Consider the following 20258-nt stretch of genomic DNA (forward strand, 5'->3'; position numbering starts at 1 on the left):
CACGGTTACTGACGGTTCATCATTTTTCGATGCGTCAGTTATTGACGGTTCATCAGGTCGCCCACAGAATCACCCTCACTCCGACGGAGGGGGCTCGACCGTGTCGCGACCGATCCGCGCCATCACCGCCACCGTGGCGGCACTTCTGCTCGCCACCGCCTGCAACTCCACCGCCACGAACAACTCCCCCGACAGCAAAGGGGGTTCGGCGCGCGGGGTGACCGCCGACAGCATCAAGGTCGGCGGCATCGTCTCGATGACGACCGCGAGCGGTTACAGCAAGAAGGACACCGACCTGGGCGCGAAGGCCCGCTTCGCGCGGGCCGACGCCGAGGGCGGGGTCAACGGCCGCCGCATCGACTACCTGGGCGCCGAGGACGACGGGCAGGACCCGGCGAAGAACCTCGCCGCGGCCCGCAAACTCGTCCAGCAGGACAAGGTCTTCGCCATCGCGCCGATGAGCTCGGTGACCTTCTCCGGTGCCGACTTCCTGCAGAAGCAGCGCGTCCCCACCTTCGGCTGGGGCACCCTGCCGTCCTTCTGCGGGCCCACCTACATCTACGGGTTCAGCGGCTGCCTCGTGCCGATGCCGGGCGGCACCATCTCGCAGACCTGGCCCGAGGGCCTCAAGAACGTCACGGGCGGCTCCAAGGGCAAAACCGTGGCGATCCTCGCCAACGACAACGACGCGGGCACCTTCGCCATCCGCACCTACAAACAGTCCTTCGCGTCCGCCGGCTACAAGGTCACCTACGCCAAGGCCGCCGTGCCCGCGACCTCCGTGCCGAGCGACTGGTCGGCGTACACGAAGGAGATGCTGCGCAGTGACGGCGGCAAGGCGCCCGACGCGGTCGTCTCCGTGATGCAGACGCCGTACAACATCGGTCTGTTCACGGCGGTCAAGCGCACGGGGTTCAAGGGCGTGCTCAGCGACCCGACCGACTACGACCCGGGGCTGCTGTCCAAGAGCGCGACCCGGCAGGCGCTCGACGGGGTGCACGTGCTGCTGTCCTTCGAGCCGTTCGAGTCGGCGACGGCGGACATGAAGCAGTTCAAGGCCGACATCAAGAAGGCGGCCGGCGGCAAGGACGTGCCGCTCAACATGCACATGCTGACGGGCTACATGTCGGCGGACCTCTTCCTCGCCATCGCCGAGAAGGCCGGCAAGGACCTCACCGTCGCCTCCTTCCAGCAGGCCGCGAAGGGCTTCTCCGACACGAAGACGCTCGTCGGCGACCGGCAACTGCCGCGCGGCCAGAAGGAGTCCTTCGGCTGCGGCGCGCTCGTGCAGCTCAAGGACGGCAAGTACCGGGTGTCGTCCCCCTTCGAGTGCTATCCGCCGATCCCGTTCAAGTAGGAGGGCACCGGCATGGCTGACCTGCTCGCCTTCGTCCTCAGCGGGCTGGTGTCGGGCGCCCTGTACGCGCTGCTCGCCACCGGGCTCGTCCTGTCCTACACCGCGTCCGGGCTGTTCAACTTCGCGCACGGCGCCACCGCCTACGTGTGCGCGCTCGGTTTCTACGAACTGCACTCGGGCTTCGGCTGGCCCGCGGTGCCCACCGCGCTGATCCTCGTCCTCGTGGTGGCGCCGCTCATCGGCTGGGGCCTGGACCGGCTGATGTTCCGCAAACTGGCGCGGGTCGGCGAGACCGCGCAGATCGTCGCCACGATCGGGCTGCTCGTGGCGCTGCCCGCGCTCGGCCTGTGGCTGGTCGAGCTGCTCGACGACCTGGGCGCGCCCGTGAAGCCCGCCGAGAACCAGTTCGGACTGCCCGGCGTCGGACCGAGCCCGGCGAAGAACTGGCAGCTCATGGACGGGGTCGGTATCGACACCGACCAGCTCATCACGTGGGTCACGACGGCCGTCGTCGCGCTCGGCCTGTGGGTCCTGCTGCGCCGCACGGCGCTCGGCCTGCGGCTGCGCGCCGTGGTCGACGACCGCACCCTGGTCGAGCTGCGCGGGCTGAGCGCCGACCGGCTGTCGTCCGTCGCATGGATGCTGTCGTCCGGGCTCGCCGGGCTCGCGGGCGTCCTCGCCACTCCCCTGCTCGGCCTGTCCGCGCACGACTTCACCCTGTTCCTGTTCGTGTCGGCCACCGCCGCCGTGCTCGGCCGCTTCCTGTCGATCCCGCTCGCCTTCGCGGGCGGGCTCGGCCTCGGCGTGCTGCAGAACCTGGTCGCGGGGTACGCGTCGTTCGCCGAGAAGATCACCGGGTTCCGCACGGCCGTGCCGTTCCTGATCCTGTTCGCCGGGCTGCTGCTGCTCACGCGGCGGCAGCGGACGGCCGGGACGGCGGCCACGGACGTGCCGCCGGTGGACTATCTGGCGGGTCGGCCCTGGCTGCGCCGCTGGGGTCCGTGGACGGTCGCCGGGCTGCTGCTCGGGGTCGCCTTCTACACGGTGACCACCCCGTTCTGGAGCGGCATCCTCGCGCAGGGACTCGCGATCTCCCTCGTCTTCATGTCGTTCACCGTCGTGACCGGGCTCGGCGCGATGGTCTCGCTCGCGCAGGCCACGTTCGTGACGGGCGCGGCGCTGGTGGCCGGGCTGCTGATGAGTCACGGCTGGCCGTTCCTCGGAGCCGCGCTCGTCGGCACCTGCGCGGCGGCGGTCCTCGGCGCCCTTGTGGCGCTGCCCGCGCTGCGGCTCGGCGGCCGCTCCCTTGCGCTCGCCACCCTCGCCCTGGCGTTCCTGGCCGATCAAGTCCTGTTCCAGACCGGCTGGTTGAGGAACGGCGACACCGGCTGGGAGATCCCGCGCGCCGTGTTCGGGCCCGTCGACCTCGGCGACGACCGGGCGATGGGCGTGGCCATGCTCGTGCTGTGCGCGGCGGCGGTGGCGGGGCTCAGCGCGCTGCGCGGCTCGCGGGCCGGCCGGGCGATGCTCGCGGTGCGCTCGGCGCCCGCCGCGGCGATGGCCTCCGGTGTCTCCGTCGTCCGCACGAAACTGCTCCTGTTCACGCTGTCCGCCGGGCTCGCCGGCTTCGGCGGCGTGATGTACGCGTCGTACAACACGCGGATCACCGCGACCGACTTCACCGCGATGACCGGCCTGATCTGGCTCGCCGTGGTCGTCGCGGCGGGGGTGCGGCGGCCCCAGTTCGCGGTGGTCGCGGGGCTGACCTTCGCGGTGGTGCCGCATCTGCTGGCGGACCACGTCACCGAGTCGGCCCAACTGCCGGTGATCCTCTTCGGCCTGGCCGGGCTCGCGCTCGCCAACGATCCGGACGGGTACTGCGCCGCGTTCTCCGTGCGCCGCCACCGGCGCGCGGCCGTGTCCGCCCACCCCGAGCCGGCGCAGGGGCCGGGCCCCGCGGATCCGGACGCCGCGCTCCAGCTCAGCGGGGTGCACGCCGGGTACGACGGGGCGCCGGTCCTCCAGGGCGTCGACCTGACCGTGCGACCCGGCGAGATCGTCGCCCTGCTCGGACCGAACGGCGCCGGCAAGTCGACGGCGTGCAAGGTCGCGGCCGGACTCATGGCACCGCTGCACGGCGAGGTGCACGTGGCCGGGCGCGCCGCCGGCCGGGAGGGCGCCGTACGCCGGGCCCGCTCCGGGGTGGTGCTCGCGCCCGAGGGGCGGGGCGTCTTCCCGTCGCTCACCGTCGACGAGAACCTCGCCCTGCGCCTGCCGGCGAAGACGGACCGCGCCGCCGTCTACGAGCGCTTCACGGCGCTCGCGGCCCGGCGCACCGTACCGGCCGGGTCGTTGTCCGGCGGCGAGCAGCAACTCCTGGCGCTGGCACCGCTGTTGCACCGGCCGCCGCGCGTGCTGATCGCGGACGAGCCCTCGCTCGGGCTCGCGCCGCAGGTCGTCGACGAGGTGTACCGGCTGCTCGCCGAGCTGCGCGACGCGGGCACGGGCCTGCTGCTCGTCGAGGAGAAGGCGTCGGAGATCCTCGGCGTCGCGGACACCGTCGCGTACCTCGCGCAGGGGCGGGTCACCTGGTGCGGGCCGCGCGACCAGGTCGAGGAGCAGCGGCTGACGGACGCGTACCTGGGGATCGCGGAGGAGGCGGAGAAGGCATGAGCGGCACGAGTGGCACGAGTGGCACGAGTGGCACGAGTGTGCTCCGGGCCGAGGGCGTCGGCGTCCGTTTCGGCGGGGTGCGCGCCCTGGACGGCGTCGGGCTGGCGCTCGCGGCGGGCGAGGTGTGCGGCCTGATCGGGCCGAACGGGGCGGGCAAGACGACCCTGTTCGACGTCCTGTCGGGAATCCGGCGGCCGGACGCGGGCCGGGTCCTGCTCGACGGGGCCGAGGTCACGCGGCGCTCACCGGTGTGGCGGGCGCGGCACGGGATGCGGCGCACGTTCCAGCGCCGGCAGCTGTTCGGGCAGCTGACGGTCGCCGACAACCTGCTCGTGGCGCAGGAGTCGCGGCGCGGCGGCGCGGACGCCGGGCGGGCGGGTGAACTGCTGCGCGCCTGCGGTCTGGAGGCGCTGTCCGGCACGTACGCGGGGACCCTGCCGGTCGGGCAGGCGCGGATGGTGGAGCTGGCGCGGGCCGCCGCCGACCGGCCCCGGGTGCTGCTGCTGGACGAGCCGGCGTCCGGGATGACCGGCGACGAGCGGGAGCGGCTCGCCGCCGTGGTGCGGGAGCTCGCCGCGGACGGTTGCGCGGTGCTGCTGGTGGAGCACAACGTGGCGTTCGTGATGGAGCTGTGCGCGCGGGTCGTGGTGCTCGACCTGGGGCGGGTCCTCGCCGAGGGCACCCCGGCCGAGGTGCGCGCGGACGCACGGGTCCGCGAGGCGTATCTGGGCACCCGGAACCCCGCGCGGACGGCGCCGGACGCCCCAGGAATGCGCGGACGCGCGTGATCGTTGACGATGGGAGTACGCGGCGCGGACCTCCGCGCGCCTCTGAAGACCAGACGACCTAAGGACCGACACCTCGTGAGCAAGGTTCCCCCGATCATCCTGAACAACGGCGTCGAGATGCCCCAGCTCGGCTTCGGCGTGTGGCAGGTGCCGGACGACGAGGCCGAGAAGGCGGTCGCGACGGCCCTGGAGGCCGGGTACCGCAGCATCGACACCGCCGCGATCTACGGCAACGAGGAGGGCACGGGCCGCGCCCTCGCGAAGTCGGGCGTGCCCCGCGAGGACCTCTTCGTCACGACGAAGCTGTGGAACGCCGACCAGGGCCGCGACGCGACGCTCCGCGCGTTCGACGCGTCGCTGGCCAAGCTGGGCCTCGACCGTGTGGACCTGTACCTGATCCACTGGCCGCTGCCGTCCAAGGGCCTGTACGTGGAGACGTACAAGGCGCTGGAGGAGATCTACGCGGACGGGCGGGCGCGCGCCATCGGCGTCTCGAACTTCCTGCCCGAGCACCTCGACCGGCTGACCGACGAGACGAACGTGATCCCGGCCGTCAACCAGATCGAGCTGCACCCGCAGCTGCAGCAGCGGGTCGCCCGTGAGCGGCACGGGGAGCTGGGCATCGCGACCGAGGCCTGGTCGCCGCTCGGTTCCGGCAAGGGCCTCCTGGAGGTCCCGGCGATCATCGCGATCGCGCAGAAGCACGGCCGCACGCCCGCGCAGGTCGTGCTCCGCTGGCACGTCCAGACGGGCAACGTGGTGATCCCCAAGTCCGTGACCCCGTCGCGGATCAAGGAGAACATCGACGTGTTCAGCTTCGAGCTGGACGCCGAGGACCTCGGTGCGATCAGCGCGCTCAACGAGGACCGGCGCCTGGGCCCGGACCCGGCCACGTTCGACGTCGTCTGAGCGGCGCGCACGAGGAGGCCCGGACCGGTACGCGGTCCGGGCCTCCGGCACGTCCGGAGAAGGCCGGGCCGCCGGTCGACCCTCCGGTCAGCCCTCCTTCACGGCCGTGTGGACCGTGTGCGCCGTCAGCAGGAAAAGGTCCTCGCGGCGGTGCAGGCTCCGCGGGTCCTCCGGGTCGAGCAGGCGGTCGAGCACGGCCGCGTCCTCGGCCGGGACGCCCTCCGGGAGCATGTCGCGGCGGCGGCGCCACAGCTCGACGACCAGCTCGCGGGCGCGGGGATCGAGCGGCGCGGGCAGGTCGAGCAGGAAGGTGCGGGAGGCCGGACGCACCAGGCCCGCGTCCGTGAGCAGCTCCGCCCAGTCCTCGGTGTCGGGCTTGGAGTCCGGGACGGACGCGCGCATGTCGGCGAACCAGTCCTCCTCCAGGACGTCCATCCGGGTCTGCAACCCGGCCCGGCCCATGCCGAAGTCGCGCGGCAGGCTGCGCCAGGGCAGCCCGCCCTCGATCAGCGCGAGGGTGCCGCCGGGGGCGAGCCGGCCGGCCAGCGCGGCGATCGCGGCCCGCTGGTCACCCACGTGGTGCAGGGAGCGCGCCGCCCACATCAGGTCGGCGGCCGGCAGCTCGTCCAGCGCGTGCGGCAGCTCGACGCGCAGGGTGCTCACACGGTCGGCGAGCCCCTCGCGCTCCGCCCGCTCGGCGGCGCGGGCGAGCAGTCCCTCCTCGGGGTCCGCGGCGACGACCTTCGCCTGCGGGAACTCCTCGGCGAGCCGGCAGGAGACCACACCCGGGCCGCTGCCCACGTCGACGATCACCCCGGTGCCGCCCGGTCGCGTCCCGCGCAGCCACGCCATGGCCTGCGTGTACAGGGGCGCGTAGACCTCCGCGTTGCGCTCCAGGTGCGGGATCATGGCGACCCAGTCCGGGTGCGTGCTGTCGTGCCCGCCGTGACCGTGGCCCTGGTGACCGTGGTCCTGGTGTCCGTGCTGGTGCCGGCCCTCTGCCATGCGTGCGTCGCCGCCTTCCTCGCTCACCGGTCTCGTCCCGCCCAGCGTGCGCCGCACGCCCGGTCAGGGCAAGCACGTTTGCCGAGTGAGCAAATTCGAGGCCCGGGGGCCGGTGCCGGGAGCCTGGCCGCGAGGCGCGCCTGATCGGGGAAATGCCGCCCGCAGGGCGTGCATTTCAGGGGCGCGGGGAACGGCGCGCTCAGCCGCGACGCCGGTGTCACCCGGCGACGAAACCGCGCCCCACAACGGCGGCACCCCCCGGGGCTCCGCCCCGGCCCCCGCCCCTCAATCGCCGGAGAGGCTTGATATGCCGACCCACCCCTGTCCAGCGCGCGACACGGCGGCGCTTGACTTCGAGTGGGCTCCAACGCGTTGACTCCTGTCCGTCGCCCGGCGCGCAGCAGGCCGCCGGGCCCGGCGAGGGGGCACCGCATGAAGTACCGCACGATCGGCACCGACCCGGCGAACCGGATCGAGGTGAGCGTGCTCAGCCTGGGCGCCATGCTGTTCGGCACGGCGACCGACGAGCGGACCGCGTTCGCGCTCCTCGACCGGTACGTGGAGGCCGGCGGCACGTTCGTCGACACGTCGAACACGTACGCCTACTGGTTCCACGACACGGTCGGCGGCGAGAGCGAGACCGTGCTGGGCAACTGGCGGCGCAGCCGGGGCGTCGGGGACGAGGTCGTGGTCGCGACGAAGGTGGGGGCGGCGCCGCGGAAGGCCGGTACGGGGTTCGTCGACAACCGCGAGGGCCTGTCCGGGCCGACGATCCGGGCGGCCGTCGAGGGCAGCAGGAAGCGGCTCGGGCTCGACCGGCTCCCCGTGCTCTACGCCCATGTGCCGGACCCAGAGACCGAACTCGCGGAGACGGTACGGGAGTTCGGGGCGCTGGTCCGGGAGGGCGCGGTCGGACTGCTCGGGGTGTCCAACCACTGGGCGTGGCAGGTGGAGCGGTGCCGGGCGATCGCGCGGGCCGAGGGGCTGCCCGGGTACGAACTGCTCCAGTACCAGCACAGCTATCTGCGGCACCGCACCGACCTGCCCAGCCCGCTCTCCCCGGACGGCGAACTCGGCACGGCCGACGGCAATCTGCTGAGCATGGTGCGCGCGGAGCGGGACCTGACATTGGTCGCGTACTCGCCGCTCCTGTCGGGCGGTTATGTGCGCGAGGACAAGCCGCTGGGCCCCGGGCACGACCACGGCAGCCGGGACGCGCGCCTCGCGGCGCTGCGCGAGGTCGCGAAGGAGACGGGGGCGACGGTGAACCAGGTGGTGCTCGCCTGGCTGATCGGCGCGGACGTCCCGGCGATCCCGCTGGTCGGGGCGTCGTCGGTGGCCCAGCTGGAGGAGAGCCTCGCGGCGGTCGACCTGGAGCTGACCGAGGATCAGCGGGCGCGACTCGCGGCGGCCGGCTGAACGCGGCCGGGGCGGGCCCGGCCGCGCGGGGTCAGCTCGCCTGGTGGCCGGGGGCCAGCGCCTCCACCCTGCGGGCCAGCTCGAAGTCCTTCTCGGTGACGGCGCCCCCCGCGTCGTGCGAGTTCACGGCGAGGGCGACCGTGTTGTAGCCGAGGGTGAGATCGGAGTGGTGGTTCAGCTCCTCCTGGGTCTGGGCGATGTGCACGACGAGGGCGGTCGCCGCGAAGTGCGAGCCCAGGCGGTAGGTACGGGTGATCTTGGCACCGTCGAGCGACCAGCCGGGCAGCTCGGTGAGACGGTCCTCGATCTCCTTCTGGGAGAGCGGTTCTGTAGCCATGGCCCCAGCCTGCCACCGCGACCGGGTTACGGTCGTGTCATGACGACTGCGGCGCGCAAGAACACGTCAGAAGTGGGCCGTCTGCTGCGCGGGTGGCGGGAGCAGCGGCGGGTCAGCCAACTGGAGCTGGCGCTGCGGGCGGACTCCTCGGCGCGGCACATCAGTTTCGTGGAGACGGGACGGTCACGGCCCAGCGAGGAGCTGATCCTGCGGCTCGCGGAGCACCTGGACGTGCCGATGCGCGAGCGCAACGCGCTGCTCCTGGCGGCCGGTTACGCCCCGCGCTTCACCGAGACCTCGCTGGACGACCCGTCGTTCGGCGCGCTGCGCGAGGGCCTGGAGCGGCTGCTGCGCGGGTACGAGCCCTACCCCGCGTTCGTCGTCGACGCGACCTACAACGTCGTCGCGGCGAACAACGGCATCGCGATGCTCATGGACTCCCTGCCCGAGCATCTGCTGGCCGCGCCGCTGAACGCGATGCGCCTCACCCTCCACCCGGAGGGGCTCGCCCCGCGCATCCGTAATCTCCGCGAGTGGCGCGGGCATCTGCTCGCCCAGATGGAGCGGCAGATCGCGCTGTCCCGCTCCGAGGCGCTGCGGGAGCTGTACGAGGAGGTGGCGGCGTATCCGGTGCCCGAGGACGCGGGGCAGGAGCCCGATGAACCGGTGCCGTACTTCGCGCTGCCGATGGTGATCGAGCACGAAGGGCACGTGCTGTCGTTCGTGGCGTCGATCTCCACGTTCAACACCCCGATGGACGTGACCGTCGCCGAGCTCGCCATCGAGACGCTCCTCCCGGCGGACCCGGCGACGGTGAAGTACCTCCAGGCGGCCGCGGGCTGAGAGCGCTCTGTCGCGGGGTCACGCGCCTCCGGACGAGGGTGGACCGGTTCGTGGGCGGCTGCCGGCCGGTGGGGGCTGGTCGCGCAGTTCCCCGCGCCCCTGAAATGCAGACGCTTCGCGTCGCATTTCCCCGATGGGGCACCGCCCCTATGGAGATCGCGCACGAAGTGCGCATCTCAGGGGCGCGGGGAACTGCGCGACCAGCCCCCACCCACCCGCACCCGGCGACGAAAGCGCACACCCGTACGGACCAGCCCGGTCGTGCTCCCGGCGGACGCCGCCTAGCGTCCGAAGGACGGATGACGAGGGAGCACAGACGGTGACTGCTGACACGACGGGGACCCCCACCGAACCGGCCGCCGCACTGCTCCGCGCCGGCCGGTTCTTCCGGCGGGGCACCGCCTCCCCCGACCTGCACAGCGTGCAGCTCAAGGGCGGCAGGGACGGCGACGTCTTCTACCGGGACCGCTGGAGCCACGACAAGGTCGTGAACTCGACCCACGGAGTGAACTGCACGGGTTCCTGCCGGTGGAAGGTGTATGTCAAGGACGGCATCATCACCTGGGAGACGCAGCAGACGGACTACCCGAGCGTCGGCCCCGACCGCCCGGAGTACGAGCCGCGCGGCTGCCCCCGGGGCGCCGCGTTCTCCTGGTACACGTACTCGCCGACCCGCGTGCGCTATCCGTACATCAGGGGCGTGCTCCTGGAGATGTACCGGGAGGCGAAGGCCCGCCTGAAGGACCCGGTCGAGGCGTGGGCCGACCTCCAGAGCGACCCGGAGCGCCGCCGCAGGTACCAACTGGCGCGCGGCAAGGGCGGGTTGGTGCGGGCCACCTGGGACGAGGCCGTGGAGATCGTCGCGGCGGCGCACGTGCACACCATCAAGAAGTACGGCCCGGACCGCGTCGCCGGCTTCTCGCCCATCCCCGCGATGTCGATGGTGTCGCACGCGGCCGGGGCGCGCTTCATGTCGCTGATCGGCGCGCCGATGCTGTCGTTCTACGACTGGTACGCCGACCTGCCGGTCGCCTCGCCGCAGGTGTTCGGCGACCAGACCGACGTGCCGGAGTCGGGCGACTGGTGGGACGCCGCGTATCTGATGATGTGGGGCTCGAACGTCCCCGTGACCCGGACGCCGGACGCGCACTGGATGGCGGAGGCCCGCTATCGCGGCCAGAAGGTCGTCGTCGTGGCGCCCGACTACGCCGACAACGCGAAGTTCGCCGACGAGTGGCTGCACCCGCACCCGGGCACGGACGGCGCGCTCGCGCTGGCCATGGGGCACGTGATCCTCAAGGAGTTCTTCGTCGACCGGGAGACGCCGTTCTTCACGGACTACGTGAAGAAGTTCACCGACCTGCCGTTCCTGGTGACGCTGGAGCAGCGGGACGGCGCGTTCGTCCCGTCGAAGTTCCTGCGCGCCGCCGATCTGGGGCAGAGCGGCGAGGGCGCCGACTGGAAGACGGCGGTGCTCGACGAGACGACCGGGCAGCCGGTCGTGCCGAACGGCTCGCTGGGCTTTCGCTGGACGGAGTCCGGCAAGGGCAAGTGGAATCTCGAACTGGGCACCATCAGCCCGCAGTTGAGCCTGCACGGCTCCGACGTGTCGACCGGCGTCGAGGTGCTGCTCCCCCGCTTCGACACCGACGGCGGCGAGCACGGCCAGGGCGCCGCTGACACCGTGCGGCGCGGCGTCCCGGCGACCCGGCTGGGCAGCCAGGACGGGCCGCTGGTCACGACGGTGTTCGACCTGCTGCTCGCGCAGTACGGCGTGGCCCGCGAGGGGCTTCCGGGGCAGTGGCCGTCCTCGTACGAGGACGGGGGCACCCCGGGCACCCCGGGCTGGCAGGAGGCGCTCACCTCGGTGCCGGCCGCGAAGTGCGTGAAGATCGCCCGGGAGTTCGCGGCGACGGCCGAGAAGTCGCGCGGGCGCTGCATGATCCTGATGGGCGCCGGCACCAACCACTGGTTCCACTCGGAGACCATCTACCGGAGCTTCCTCGCGCTGCTCCAGCTCACCGGCTGCCAGGGCAGGAACGGTGGCGGCTGGGCGCACTACGTCGGGCAGGAGAAGTGCCGTCCGGCGACCGGCTGGGCCTCACTGGCCTCGGCGAACGACTGGTCCCGGCCGCCGCGGCAGATGATCGGCGCCGCGTACTGGTTCCTCAACGCCGACCAGTGGCGTTACGACCGCTTCGGCGCGGACGTCCTGGCCTCCCCGCTGGGCAGCGGCGCGTTCAAGGGCATGACGGGCGCCGACTGTCTCGCCCTGTCGGCCCGTTCGGGCTGGATGCCCTCGTACCCGACCTTCGACCGCAATCCGCTGGAGCTGGGCGAGCAGAGCGTCGAGGAGACGGTCGGCCAACTCAAGTCGGGCACGCTGAAGTTCGCCTGCGAGGACCCGGACGCGCCGGAGAACTGGCCGCGCGTGCTGACGCTGTGGCGGGCGAACCTGCTGGGCTCGTCCGCGAAGGGCGCCGAGTACTTCACCAAGCACCTGCTCGGCACCCAGTCCTCGCTGCGCGCCGAGGAGGCCGCGCCCGAGGAGCGGCCCTCCACGGTGACCTGGCGGGACGAGGCCCCGGAGGGCAAGCTCGACCTGCTGCTGTCGCTCGACTTCCGGCAGACGTCCTCGACGCTGCTCTCCGACGTCGTGCTGCCGGCGGCGACCTGGTACGAGAAGCACGACCTGTCGTCGACGGACATGCACCCCTACGTCCACTCGTTCACCCCGGCCGTGGACCCGCCCTGGCAGGCCCGCACCGACTTCGACACGTTCAAGGCGCTCGCGGAGAAGCTGAGCGAACTGGCCGCCGGTCATCTGGGCGTGCGCAAGGACCTGGTGGCGGCGCCGCTCCAGCACGACACCCCCGGCGAGATCGCCCAGCCGGGCGGGGTCGTCCTGGACTGGCGCAAGGGCGAGTGCGAGCCGGTCCCCGGAAAGACCCTGCCCAACCTCGTCGTGGTCGAGCGGGACTACACGGCGATCGGCGCGAAGTTCGCCGCGCTCGGCCCGCTCGTCGAGAAGCTCGGCCTGCCCGCGAAGGGCATCGCGCTCCACCCCGACCAGGAGGTCGAGGAGCTGCGCGAGCGCAACGGCACGGTGCGCGGCGGCCCGGCCGACGGCCGTCCGGCGCTCGACACGGCGGTCAAGGCGGCGAACACGATCCTCGCCCTGTCCGGCACCACCAACGGCCGGCTCGCCACGCAGGGCTTCCACACCCTGGAGGCGCGCACCGGGCAGGAGATGGCGCATCTGGCCGCCGAGCACGAGGGCAAGCGGATCACGTACGCGGACACACAGGCCGCGCCCGTCCCGGTGATCACCTCGCCGGAGTGGTCCGGCAGCGAGGCGGGCGGGCGCCGCTACACCGCGTTCACCCTCAACACCGAGCACCTCAAGCCCTGGCACACGCTCACCGGACGCCAGCAGTTCTTCCTCGACCACGACTGGATGCACGAACTTGGCGAGGCACTGCCCGTGTACCGGCCGCCGCTCGACATGAACCGGCTGTTCGGCGAACCGCGCCTCGGGGCGGACGGCGAGAAGGAGGTGACGGTCCGTTACCTCACCCCGCACAACAAGTGGTCGATCCACTCCGAGTACCAGGACAACCTGTTCATGCTCGCCCTGTCGCGCGGCGGCCAGTCGATCTGGATGGCGCCGCAGGACGCGGACGCGATCGGGGTGAAGGACAACGACTGGATCGAGGCGGTGAACCGCAACGGCGTCGTGGTGGCCCGCGCGATCGTCTCGCACCGCATGCCCGCCGGCACCGTCTATATGCACCACGCGCAGGAGCGCACCGTCAACGTCCCCAAGGCGGAGGCGAGCGGCAAGCGCGGCGGCATCCACAACTCGCTGACCCGGCTGATCCTCAAGCCGTCCCATCTCATCGGCGGTTACGCCCAGTTGTCGTGGGCGTTCAACTACCTCGGCCCGACGGGCAACCAGCGCGACGAGGTGACGGTCATCCGGCGCCGCTCCCAGGAAGTGGAGTACTGACATGCGCGTCATGACCCAGATCGCGATGGTCATGAACCTCGACAAGTGCATCGGCTGCCACACCTGCTCGGTCACCTGCAAGCAGGCGTGGACCAACCGCAACGGCATGGAGTACGTCTGGTTCAACAACGTCGAGACGCGGCCCGGCCAGGGCTATCCGCGCCGCTACGAGGACCAGGACAAGTGGCGCGGCGGCTGGGAGCTGAACCGGAAGGGCGCGCTGAAGCTGAAGGGCGGCGGCCGGCTGCGCAAGCTCGCGGGCATCTTCTCCAACCCGAAGCTGCCCGAGATCAAGGACTACTACGAGCCCTGGACGTACGACTACAAGAACCTCACCGACGCCCCGCTCGGCGACGACTACCCGGTGGCGCAGCCGCGTTCGCAGATCACCGGCAAGCCGATGAAGATCGAGTGGTCCTCGAACTGGGACGACAACCTGGGCGGCGCCCCGCAGTACGGCGACCTCGACCCGATGGTCCAGAAGACCCGGGAGAAGGCCGCGGAGAAGGTGAAGTTCGCGTTCGAGCAGACCTTCATGTTCTATCTGCCGCGCATCTGCGAGCACTGCCTCAACCCGGCGTGCGTGGCGTCCTGCCCGTCCGGCGCGATGTACAAGCGCGCGGAGGACGGCATCGTCCTCGTCGACCAGGACCACTGCCGGGGCTGGCGCATGTGCGTGACCGGCTGCCCGTACAAGAAGGTGTACTTCAACCACCGCACCGGCAAGGCCGAGAAGTGCACGATGTGCTACCCGCGCGTCGAGGTGGGCCTGCCGACGGTCTGCTCGGAGACCTGCGTCGGCCGCCTGCGCTATCTCGGGGTGATCCTCTACGACGCCGACAAGGTGACGGCGGCGGCCGAGACGAAGGACGACAAGGCTCTGTACGAGGCCCAGTTGGACGTCTTCCTGGACCCCGACGACCCGCAGGTACAGCGGGCCGCCGAGGAGGCGGGCATCCCCCTCGACTGGATGGAGGCGGCGCGCCGCTCCCCCGTGCACGCGCTGATCAGCAAGTACAAGGTGGCGCTCCCGCTGCATCCGGAGTACCGGACGATGCCGATGGTCTGGTACATCCCGCCGCTGTCCCCGGTCGTCGACGCGCTCAGCGAGACCGGCCACGACGGCGAGGACCACGCGAACCTGTTCGGCGCCATCGACACACTGCGCATCCCGCTGGAGTACCTGGCGGAGATCTTCACGGCCGGTGACGTCGCCCCGGTACGGGCCTCCCTGGAGAAGCTCGCCGCGATGCGCTCGCACATGCGGGCCGTCAACCTCGGGGACCGGCCGGAGCATTCGATCGCGGAGTCGGTCGGGATGTCGGGCGCCGAGATCGAGGAGATGTACCGGCTGCTCGCGATCGCCAAGTACGAGGACCGGTACGTGATCCCGACGGCGGCCGTGGGCGACGCGCAGCGCCTGGAGGAGTCGGCGCTGCCCGACTCCTGCTCGCTCGACTACGAGGACGGGCCGGGGATGGGCGGCGAGGGCCCGTTCGGCGGCGACTCCGGGAACACCACGACCGGCGGCCGCAAGCTGCTGCCCGTCGTCTCCGTGGAGAGCTTCCATCTGACGAAACGCCGCCAGACCGCCGACCGGCAGGAAGAGGCCTGATGACCGACCGTACCGCGCTGCTGTACCAGGCGGCGGCGCTCTGTCTCACGTACCCGGACGAGGAGCTGTACGGCCGGCTGCCGCTCGTGCGGGCGGCGGCCCCGGCGCTCGCCCCGTTCGTGGACCACGCCGAGGCGACGCCCCCGCACGAGCTGGCCGAGCACTACGTGCGGGTCTTCGACTTCAAGAACCGGCACAGCCTGTACCTGACCTGGTGGCGGGACGGGGACACGCGCCGGCGCGGGATGTCCCTGGTGCGCATGAAGGAGATCTACCGGGAGCACGGCATGGAGTTCACGGGCGAGGAGCTGCCCGACTTCCTGCCGGCCGTCCTGGAGTTCTCGGCGCAGGCCGGGCCGTTCCTCCTGGAGGAGCACCGCAGCGGCCTGGAGCTGCTGCGGATCGCGCTGACCGACCACGGCACCCCGTACGCGGCGATCCTGGACGCGGTCTGCGCGACGCTGCCGGGGCCCTCCCCGAAGGACCGGGCCGCGGCGCTCGCGCTCGCCCGCTCGGGCCCGCCGCGCGAGGACGTCGGTCTCGAACCCTTCGGCTTCCGCCCGGAGCTCGGCGAACTGCCGCTGCTGGTGAAGGAGCAGCACCCGTGACCACCCTGATCTGGGGCGTCCTGCCCTACGTCGCCTTCGTCCTGCTGGTCGCGGGCACGGTCTGGCGCTACCGCTACGACAAGTTCGGCTGGACCACCCGCTCCTCGCAGGTCTACGAGTCGAAGCTGCTGAACATCGCCTCGCCGGTCTTCCACTACGGCATCCTGTTCGTCCTCGTCGGCCATCTCGTCGGCCTGTTCGTCCCGATGTCGTGGACGCAGAACGTGGGGGTCAGCGAGCACACGTACCACCTGTTCTCGCTGATCGGCGGCACGTTCGCGGGCGCCCTGACGGTGTGCGGGATCCTCCTGCTCGTGTACCGGCGGCGCACGAAGGCCCCCGTCTTCAGGGCGACGACGCGCAACGACAAGCTCATGTACGTGTTCCTGCTCGGCGCGATCGTCCTCGGCATGGTCGCCAAGCTCACGCACGCCTCCGGCGACGGCTACAACTACCGCGAGACGATCGGCCCGTGGGCCCGCAGCCTGTTCACCCTGAGCCCGGACACCGGCCTGATGAACGGGGTGCCGGTGCTCTACCAGGTGCACGCGGTAGTGGGCATGTCGCTCATCGCGCTGGTACCGTTCACCCGGCTCGTGCATATGTTCAGCGCGCCGGTGCAGTACCTGTTCCGACCGTACGTGGTCTATCGCAGCCGCGACCCGCGGCGGCTGGCCGCGCGGCCGGAGCGACGGGGGTGGGAACGCACCGGATCGTAGCCGCCGCTCGTCTTCGACCGGCACGTGGGGAGACGTGACGTGAGTGAACGACGGCCCGCCCCCACCGTGGGCCAGGTCGTCCTCGGCAGACGCCTGCAGGACCTGCGCGAGGCCAAGGGCCTCAAGCGGGACGAGGCGGCCCGCGCACTGCGCGTGACCGGGGCGACGATCCGCCGCATGGAGACCGCCGAGGTCGCCCTCAAGATCCCCTACGTGCAGATGCTCCTGGAGCTCTACGAGGTTCCGGAACCGGAGATCGAGGCGTTCGTCGCGCTGGCCGAGGAGGCGAACCTGCCCGGCTGGTGGCAGCGCTTCCACGACGTGCTGCCCGACTGGTTCAGCCTGTACGTGAGCCTGGAGGGCGCGGCCGAGCTGATCCGCTCCTACGAACCGCACTTCGTGCCGGGCCTGTTGCAGACCGAGGAGTACGCGCGGGCGGTGTTCGACGCCGGGACCGTGGGGCGCTCGCGGCCCGAGGAGATCGAGCGGCACGTGTCGCTGCGCATGGCGCGCCAGTCGCTGCTCACCCGCGAGGACGCCCCGCACCTGTGGGCCGTCATGGACGAGACGGTGCTGCTCCGGCCGCCGGGCGGGCCCGGGGTGCTGCGCGGACAGCTGGACCGGCTGATCGAGGCGGCGGCCCTGCCGCACGTGACGCTGCAGCTCGCGGAATTCTCGGCGGGCCCGCACCCGGGCACGTACGGGCCGTTCAGCCTGTTCCGCTTCCCGGTGCGGGAGCTGCCGGACATGGTGTTCAGCGAGTACGTGACCGGCGCCCTGTACCTGGACTCGCGCGACGAGGTCAGCGCGCACCTGGAGGTCCTGGACCATCTGGCGGCCCAGGCGGCGAGCGCGGAGCGGACGCTGGAGATCCTGCGCAAGGTCCGCGCCTCGCTCGGCTGACGTGTCGCACTCGGCCGGCCTGCGCCGCGGCGGACCGCGGCGCAGGGTCCCGGATCAGGCCAGCTTGGCCGTCAGGGTGATCGTCGTGCCGGTGAGCGCCTGGCTGACCGGGCAGTTCTTCTTCGCGTCCTCGGCGGCGGCCTGGAACGCCTGCTCGTCGAGGCCGGGCACCTCGCCCTCGACGGTGAGGTGGATGCCGGTGATGCCCTCGCCGGGCTGGAACGTCACGTCGGCCGAGGTGACCAGCTTGGTGGGCGGGTTGCCGGCGCCGGCCAGGCCGTGCGAGAGCGCCATGGAGAAGCAGGACGAGTGCGCGGCGGCGATCAGCTCCTCGGGGCTGGTCTTCCCGTTCGCCTGCTCGGCGCGGGAGGGCCAGGACACCGGCTGCTGGCCGATGCCGGAGGAGTCGAAGGTGACGGTGCCGCTGCCCTCGAGCAGGTTGCCTTCCCACACGGTGTGGGCGGAGCGCGTGGTAGCCACGATGGGTCCTTCCCTTTCCTGGAGTTGTCGCCGGAGGTTGTTCCGGGAGGCGTGCGTTCCCCATCCGACCACATCCCGCGGCCTCGTACCCGTCATCGCCTCGGACGTCACCTGCCGCGTCACGTAAGGTGCGGTGGTCGCCGATCATCCGACTGTCGTGAAGAGGCACCGATGGAAGCTGTGGGACGTGTGTCGATCGTCGACGTCGTGATCCGGGAGCTGACGGCGGAGCTCGCCCGGGGCACGTGGAAGGTCGGCGAGAAGATCCCGTCCGAGGGGCGGCTCGCGGACACCCTCGGGGTCAGCCGGCTGTCGATCCGGGAGGCCGTCCGCGTCCTCGTGCACATGGGGCTGCTGGCCACCCGGCAGGGCGCCGGCACCTTCGTCACCGCCTCCGACGCCGACCACACGCTGCTGCGCCGCCACCTCGCGGGTTCCGCCGAGACCGACATCCTGGACGTGCGCCGGGGCCTGGACATCGTGGCCGCCCGGCTCGCGGCCGTCGCCCGGACCGCGGCGGACGTGGACGCGCTGCGCGAGGCCCTGGAGCGCCGGGCCGCCGCGCGGGAGGCCGCCGACGTCGACGCGTTCACCGACGCCGACGTCGACTTCCATGTGCGGATCGCCGAGGCCTCGCACAATCCGCTGCTTCGGGACCTGTACCGGAACATGAGCGAGGCGCTGCGCGCGACGGTCCGGTCGAGCCAGTGCATCGACGCCGGTGAAGAGCCCTTCCACGACGAGCTGTTCGCCGCCGTGGACACCGGGGACGCGGGCGCGGCGACCGCCGCCGCCCTGGCGATCCTGGAGGGCTGGCCGCCCCCGTCCGACGCCGCTTGACCGCGTCGGCGCCTCACGCACCGGGCACGGACCCGAGGAGCGCGAGCGCGGCCTCGGTGGCGGCTAGCGGGTCGCCGGCCTCGATCGCGGCGGCCAGCACCTCGTGCCGGTCGTCCGCGCCCTCGGCCGCGTCCTTCAGGCAGCCGCTCGCGCGGACGCTGTCGGCGAGCGCTTCGGTGAAGGTCGCGTACAGCTCGAACAGCAGCTCGTTGTGGGCGGCGCGGGCCACTCCGAGATGGAAGTCCACGTCAGCGGCGACGAACGCCGCCTCGTCGGGCGCGGCCCGGCGCCGGGCCAGCGCGTCGCGCAGCGCGGCGAGGTCCGCGTCGGTGCGGCGTGTCGCCGCGAGTCCCGCGGCGATCAGGTCCAGGCCGCCGCGCACCTCCCGGGCGTCGCCCCGGGGCGCTTCGGCCAGCCGGCGCCGGATCGCCACCTCGGTCGCGTCCCGGGCCGCCACGTAGGTCCCGTCGCCCTGCCGCGCGACGAGCAGCCCCACCTCGACCAGGCCGTGCACGGCGGCCCGTACCGAGACCCGGCTGACCTCGAGGGTCGCGGCGAGCTCGTGCTCCGAGGGGATCCGGGTGCCGACCGGCCACGCGCCGCTGGTGATGCGCTCCCTGAGCCGGCTCGTGACCGCCTCGACCAGAGTGGCCCGCTCGATTTTCCTCACTCCCGCCCCTTCAAAAAGTCATCAGATGACTGCTAACCATGTCACTGTCGCCGAACCGTACGTTGCAAGGAGCGCAAGTGAACCGCAAGCCGCTGCTCGTCCTCGACCGCGCCCAGGTCGCCGGTCTGCTCGACATGGCGCAGGTGATCGCCTCCGTGGAGCAGGCCCACGCGGCGCTGTCCACCGGCGCGGCGCGTCAGCCCGAGCGGGAGGCGCTCCCGCTGCCCGGCGACGCGAGCCTGCTGATCCCGATGGCGGCCGCGGTGGACCCGCTGGGCGGCGCGGGGGTGAAGCTCCTGACGGACACCCCGGGCAACGCGGAGCGGGGCCTTCCGGTGCAGCAGTCGATCATCACCCTGATCGAACCGGAGACGGGCGAGTACGAGGCGCTGCTGTTCGGCGCACCCGTCACCCAGGTCCGCACGGCCGCGGCGTCGGCGGTGGCCACGAAGCACCTGGCGCGGCCCGGCGCGCGCACGCTCGGGCTGATCGGCGCGGGCGCGCAGGCGCGGACGCATCTGGCCGCGCACGCGCTGGTCTGCGACCTCGACGAGGTGGTGGTGTGGAGCCGCTCCCGGGCCACGGTCGACGCGTTCGCCGCGCACGCCCGCGAGGCCGGGTTCGCGGTCAAGGTCGCCGACGGACCGGAGCAGGTGGCCCGCGCGGCGGACGTGCTGTGCACGCTGACGCCCTCGCGCGAGCCGCTGGTGCGCGGCGCGTGGTTCCGGCCGGGGCTGCACGTCAACGCGGTGGGCGCGCCCCCGCGCCCGGACCACCGGGAGATCGACACGACCGGCATCGTGCGCAGCCGCGTGATCGTGGACAGCTTCTCGGTGGCGTGCGGCGAGTCGGGCGAGGTGCTGATCCCGCTGGCCGAGGGCGCGATCACCGAGGACCACTTCCGCACCGAGCTGGGCGACGTCATCACGGGCCGCGCCGTGGGACGCTCCGCGGAGGACGAGGTGACGCTCTACAACTCCGTGGGCCTCGGCATCCAGGACGTGGCCGCCGCCCGCCTCGTCGTCGACGCGGCCCGCCGCCAGGGCGTCGGCACGCTGGTCGACCTGTCCTGACGGGGGCCCG

17 protein-coding genes are annotated in these 20258 nt (G+C 72.1%); 13 read left to right on the forward strand and 4 right to left on the reverse strand.

Going from position 1 to position 20258, the window contains the following annotated elements; translation table 11 throughout:
- The first annotated feature begins 100 nt into the window (after window positions 1-100).
- From ACZ4E1_RS28880 to ACZ4E1_RS28895, 4 genes are all read left to right on the forward strand, one after another.
- Window positions 101-1357, forward strand: coding sequence for an ABC transporter substrate-binding protein (locus ACZ4E1_RS28880; RefSeq protein ID WP_467544729.1), 1257 nt, complete (start codon window positions 101-103; stop codon window positions 1355-1357).
- 12 nt (window positions 1358-1369) lie between these two features.
- On the forward strand, window positions 1370-4030 hold the full coding sequence (locus tag ACZ4E1_RS28885) for an ABC transporter permease subunit (RefSeq protein WP_467544732.1): 2661 nt from the start codon (window positions 1370-1372) through the stop codon (window positions 4028-4030).
- A complete protein-coding gene (locus ACZ4E1_RS28890) occupies window positions 4027-4818 on the forward strand; it encodes an ABC transporter ATP-binding protein (RefSeq protein WP_467544735.1) in 792 nt (263 codons plus the stop codon). The genes ACZ4E1_RS28885 and ACZ4E1_RS28890 overlap by 4 nt, the downstream gene beginning before the upstream one ends.
- Window positions 4819-4893: 75 nt before the next feature.
- Complete coding sequence (locus ACZ4E1_RS28895; protein WP_467544736.1) at window positions 4894-5727, forward strand: aldo/keto reductase; 834 nt, start codon at window positions 4894-4896, stop codon at window positions 5725-5727.
- A gap of 87 nt (window positions 5728-5814) precedes the next feature.
- On the opposite strand, the gene ACZ4E1_RS28900 is transcribed toward ACZ4E1_RS28895, so the two are convergent.
- Window positions 5815-6732: a class I SAM-dependent methyltransferase gene (locus ACZ4E1_RS28900; protein WP_467544740.1), complete on the reverse strand. Its 918-nt coding sequence runs from the start codon at window positions 6730-6732 to the stop codon at window positions 5815-5817.
- A 432-nt stretch (window positions 6733-7164) separates the two neighbouring features.
- On the opposite strand from ACZ4E1_RS28900, the gene ACZ4E1_RS28905 reads away from it, so the two are divergent.
- Window positions 7165-8151 carry an aldo/keto reductase gene (locus ACZ4E1_RS28905; protein ID WP_467544743.1) on the forward strand — a complete coding sequence of 329 codons (987 nt, stop codon included), beginning with the start codon at window positions 7165-7167 and terminating at the stop codon, window positions 8149-8151.
- Window positions 8152-8182: 31 nt separating this feature from the next.
- On the opposite strand, the gene ACZ4E1_RS28910 is transcribed toward ACZ4E1_RS28905, so the two are convergent.
- On the reverse strand, window positions 8183-8488 hold the full coding sequence (locus ACZ4E1_RS28910) for a 4a-hydroxytetrahydrobiopterin dehydratase (RefSeq protein ID WP_188335993.1): 306 nt from the start codon (window positions 8486-8488) through the stop codon (window positions 8183-8185).
- 39 nt (window positions 8489-8527) lie between these two features.
- On the opposite strand from ACZ4E1_RS28910, the gene ACZ4E1_RS28915 reads away from it, so the two are divergent.
- From ACZ4E1_RS28915 to ACZ4E1_RS28940, 6 genes are all read left to right on the forward strand, one after another.
- The gene (locus ACZ4E1_RS28915) at window positions 8528-9331 is read left to right on the forward strand and encodes a helix-turn-helix domain-containing protein (RefSeq protein WP_467544747.1); all 804 of its coding nucleotides are present in this window, start codon (window positions 8528-8530) and stop codon (window positions 9329-9331) included.
- 319 nt (window positions 9332-9650) lie between these two features.
- Window positions 9651-13340: a nitrate reductase subunit alpha gene (locus ACZ4E1_RS28920; RefSeq protein ID WP_467544750.1), complete on the forward strand. Its 3690-nt coding sequence runs from the start codon at window positions 9651-9653 to the stop codon at window positions 13338-13340.
- Window position 13341: 1 nt separating this feature from the next.
- Window positions 13342-14955, forward strand: a complete 1614-nt coding sequence (gene narH, locus ACZ4E1_RS28925) for a nitrate reductase subunit beta (RefSeq protein WP_467544752.1) — start codon at window positions 13342-13344, stop codon at window positions 14953-14955.
- Entirely contained in the window at window positions 14955-15563 is a 609-nt protein-coding gene (gene narJ, locus ACZ4E1_RS28930; protein ID WP_467544755.1) for a nitrate reductase molybdenum cofactor assembly chaperone, read from the forward strand. Before narH ends, narJ begins: the two co-directional genes overlap by 1 nt.
- The gene (gene narI, locus ACZ4E1_RS28935; RefSeq protein ID WP_467544757.1) at window positions 15560-16282 is read left to right on the forward strand and encodes a respiratory nitrate reductase subunit gamma; all 723 of its coding nucleotides are present in this window, start codon (window positions 15560-15562) and stop codon (window positions 16280-16282) included. The genes narJ and narI overlap by 4 nt, the downstream gene beginning before the upstream one ends.
- A 39-nt stretch (window positions 16283-16321) precedes the next feature.
- Window positions 16322-17185: a helix-turn-helix domain-containing protein gene (locus ACZ4E1_RS28940; protein ID WP_467544761.1), complete on the forward strand. Its 864-nt coding sequence runs from the start codon at window positions 16322-16324 to the stop codon at window positions 17183-17185.
- A gap of 54 nt (window positions 17186-17239) precedes the next feature.
- On the opposite strand, the gene ACZ4E1_RS28945 is transcribed toward ACZ4E1_RS28940, so the two are convergent.
- Window positions 17240-17665 carry an OsmC family protein gene (locus tag ACZ4E1_RS28945; RefSeq protein ID WP_188336000.1) on the reverse strand — a complete coding sequence of 142 codons (426 nt, stop codon included), beginning with the start codon at window positions 17663-17665 and terminating at the stop codon, window positions 17240-17242.
- 171 nt (window positions 17666-17836) lie between these two features.
- On the opposite strand from ACZ4E1_RS28945, the gene ACZ4E1_RS28950 reads away from it, so the two are divergent.
- Window positions 17837-18505, forward strand: coding sequence for a FadR/GntR family transcriptional regulator (locus tag ACZ4E1_RS28950; RefSeq protein WP_467544765.1), 669 nt, complete (start codon window positions 17837-17839; stop codon window positions 18503-18505).
- 13 nt (window positions 18506-18518) lie between these two features.
- Here ACZ4E1_RS28950 and ACZ4E1_RS28955 read toward each other — a convergent pair whose 3' ends face one another.
- On the reverse strand, window positions 18519-19175 hold the full coding sequence (locus ACZ4E1_RS28955) for a FadR/GntR family transcriptional regulator (RefSeq protein WP_467544768.1): 657 nt from the start codon (window positions 19173-19175) through the stop codon (window positions 18519-18521).
- A 77-nt stretch (window positions 19176-19252) separates the two neighbouring features.
- Between ACZ4E1_RS28955 and ACZ4E1_RS28960 the strand changes: the two genes are divergently transcribed.
- The gene (locus ACZ4E1_RS28960) at window positions 19253-20248 is read left to right on the forward strand and encodes an ornithine cyclodeaminase family protein (RefSeq protein ID WP_467544771.1); all 996 of its coding nucleotides are present in this window, start codon (window positions 19253-19255) and stop codon (window positions 20246-20248) included.
- The last annotated feature ends 10 nt before the right edge of the window (window positions 20249-20258 follow it).

It is taken from the genome of Streptomyces sp. NPDC025806, assembly GCF_055558275.1.

Coding starts and splice junctions, on each gene's coding strand:
- ACZ4E1_RS28905 (WP_467544743.1), top strand. CDS start 7,165: ATGAAGTACCGCACGATCGGCACCGACCCGGCGAACCGGATCGAGGTG.
- ACZ4E1_RS28910 (WP_188335993.1), bottom strand. CDS start 8,488: ATGGCTACAGAACCGCTCTCCCAGAAGGAGATCGAGGACCGTCTCACC.
- ACZ4E1_RS28915 (WP_467544747.1), top strand. CDS start 8,528: ATGACGACTGCGGCGCGCAAGAACACGTCAGAAGTGGGCCGTCTGCTG.
- narJ (WP_467544755.1), top strand. CDS start 14,955: ATGACCGACCGTACCGCGCTGCTGTACCAGGCGGCGGCGCTCTGTCTC.
- ACZ4E1_RS28890 (WP_467544735.1), top strand. CDS start 4,027: ATGAGCGGCACGAGTGGCACGAGTGGCACGAGTGGCACGAGTGTGCTC.
- narH (WP_467544752.1), top strand. CDS start 13,342: ATGCGCGTCATGACCCAGATCGCGATGGTCATGAACCTCGACAAGTGC.
- ACZ4E1_RS28885 (WP_467544732.1), top strand. CDS start 1,370: ATGGCTGACCTGCTCGCCTTCGTCCTCAGCGGGCTGGTGTCGGGCGCC.
- ACZ4E1_RS28900 (WP_467544740.1), bottom strand. CDS start 6,732: ATGGCAGAGGGCCGGCACCAGCACGGACACCAGGACCACGGTCACCAG.
- ACZ4E1_RS28950 (WP_467544765.1), top strand. CDS start 17,837: ATGGAAGCTGTGGGACGTGTGTCGATCGTCGACGTCGTGATCCGGGAG.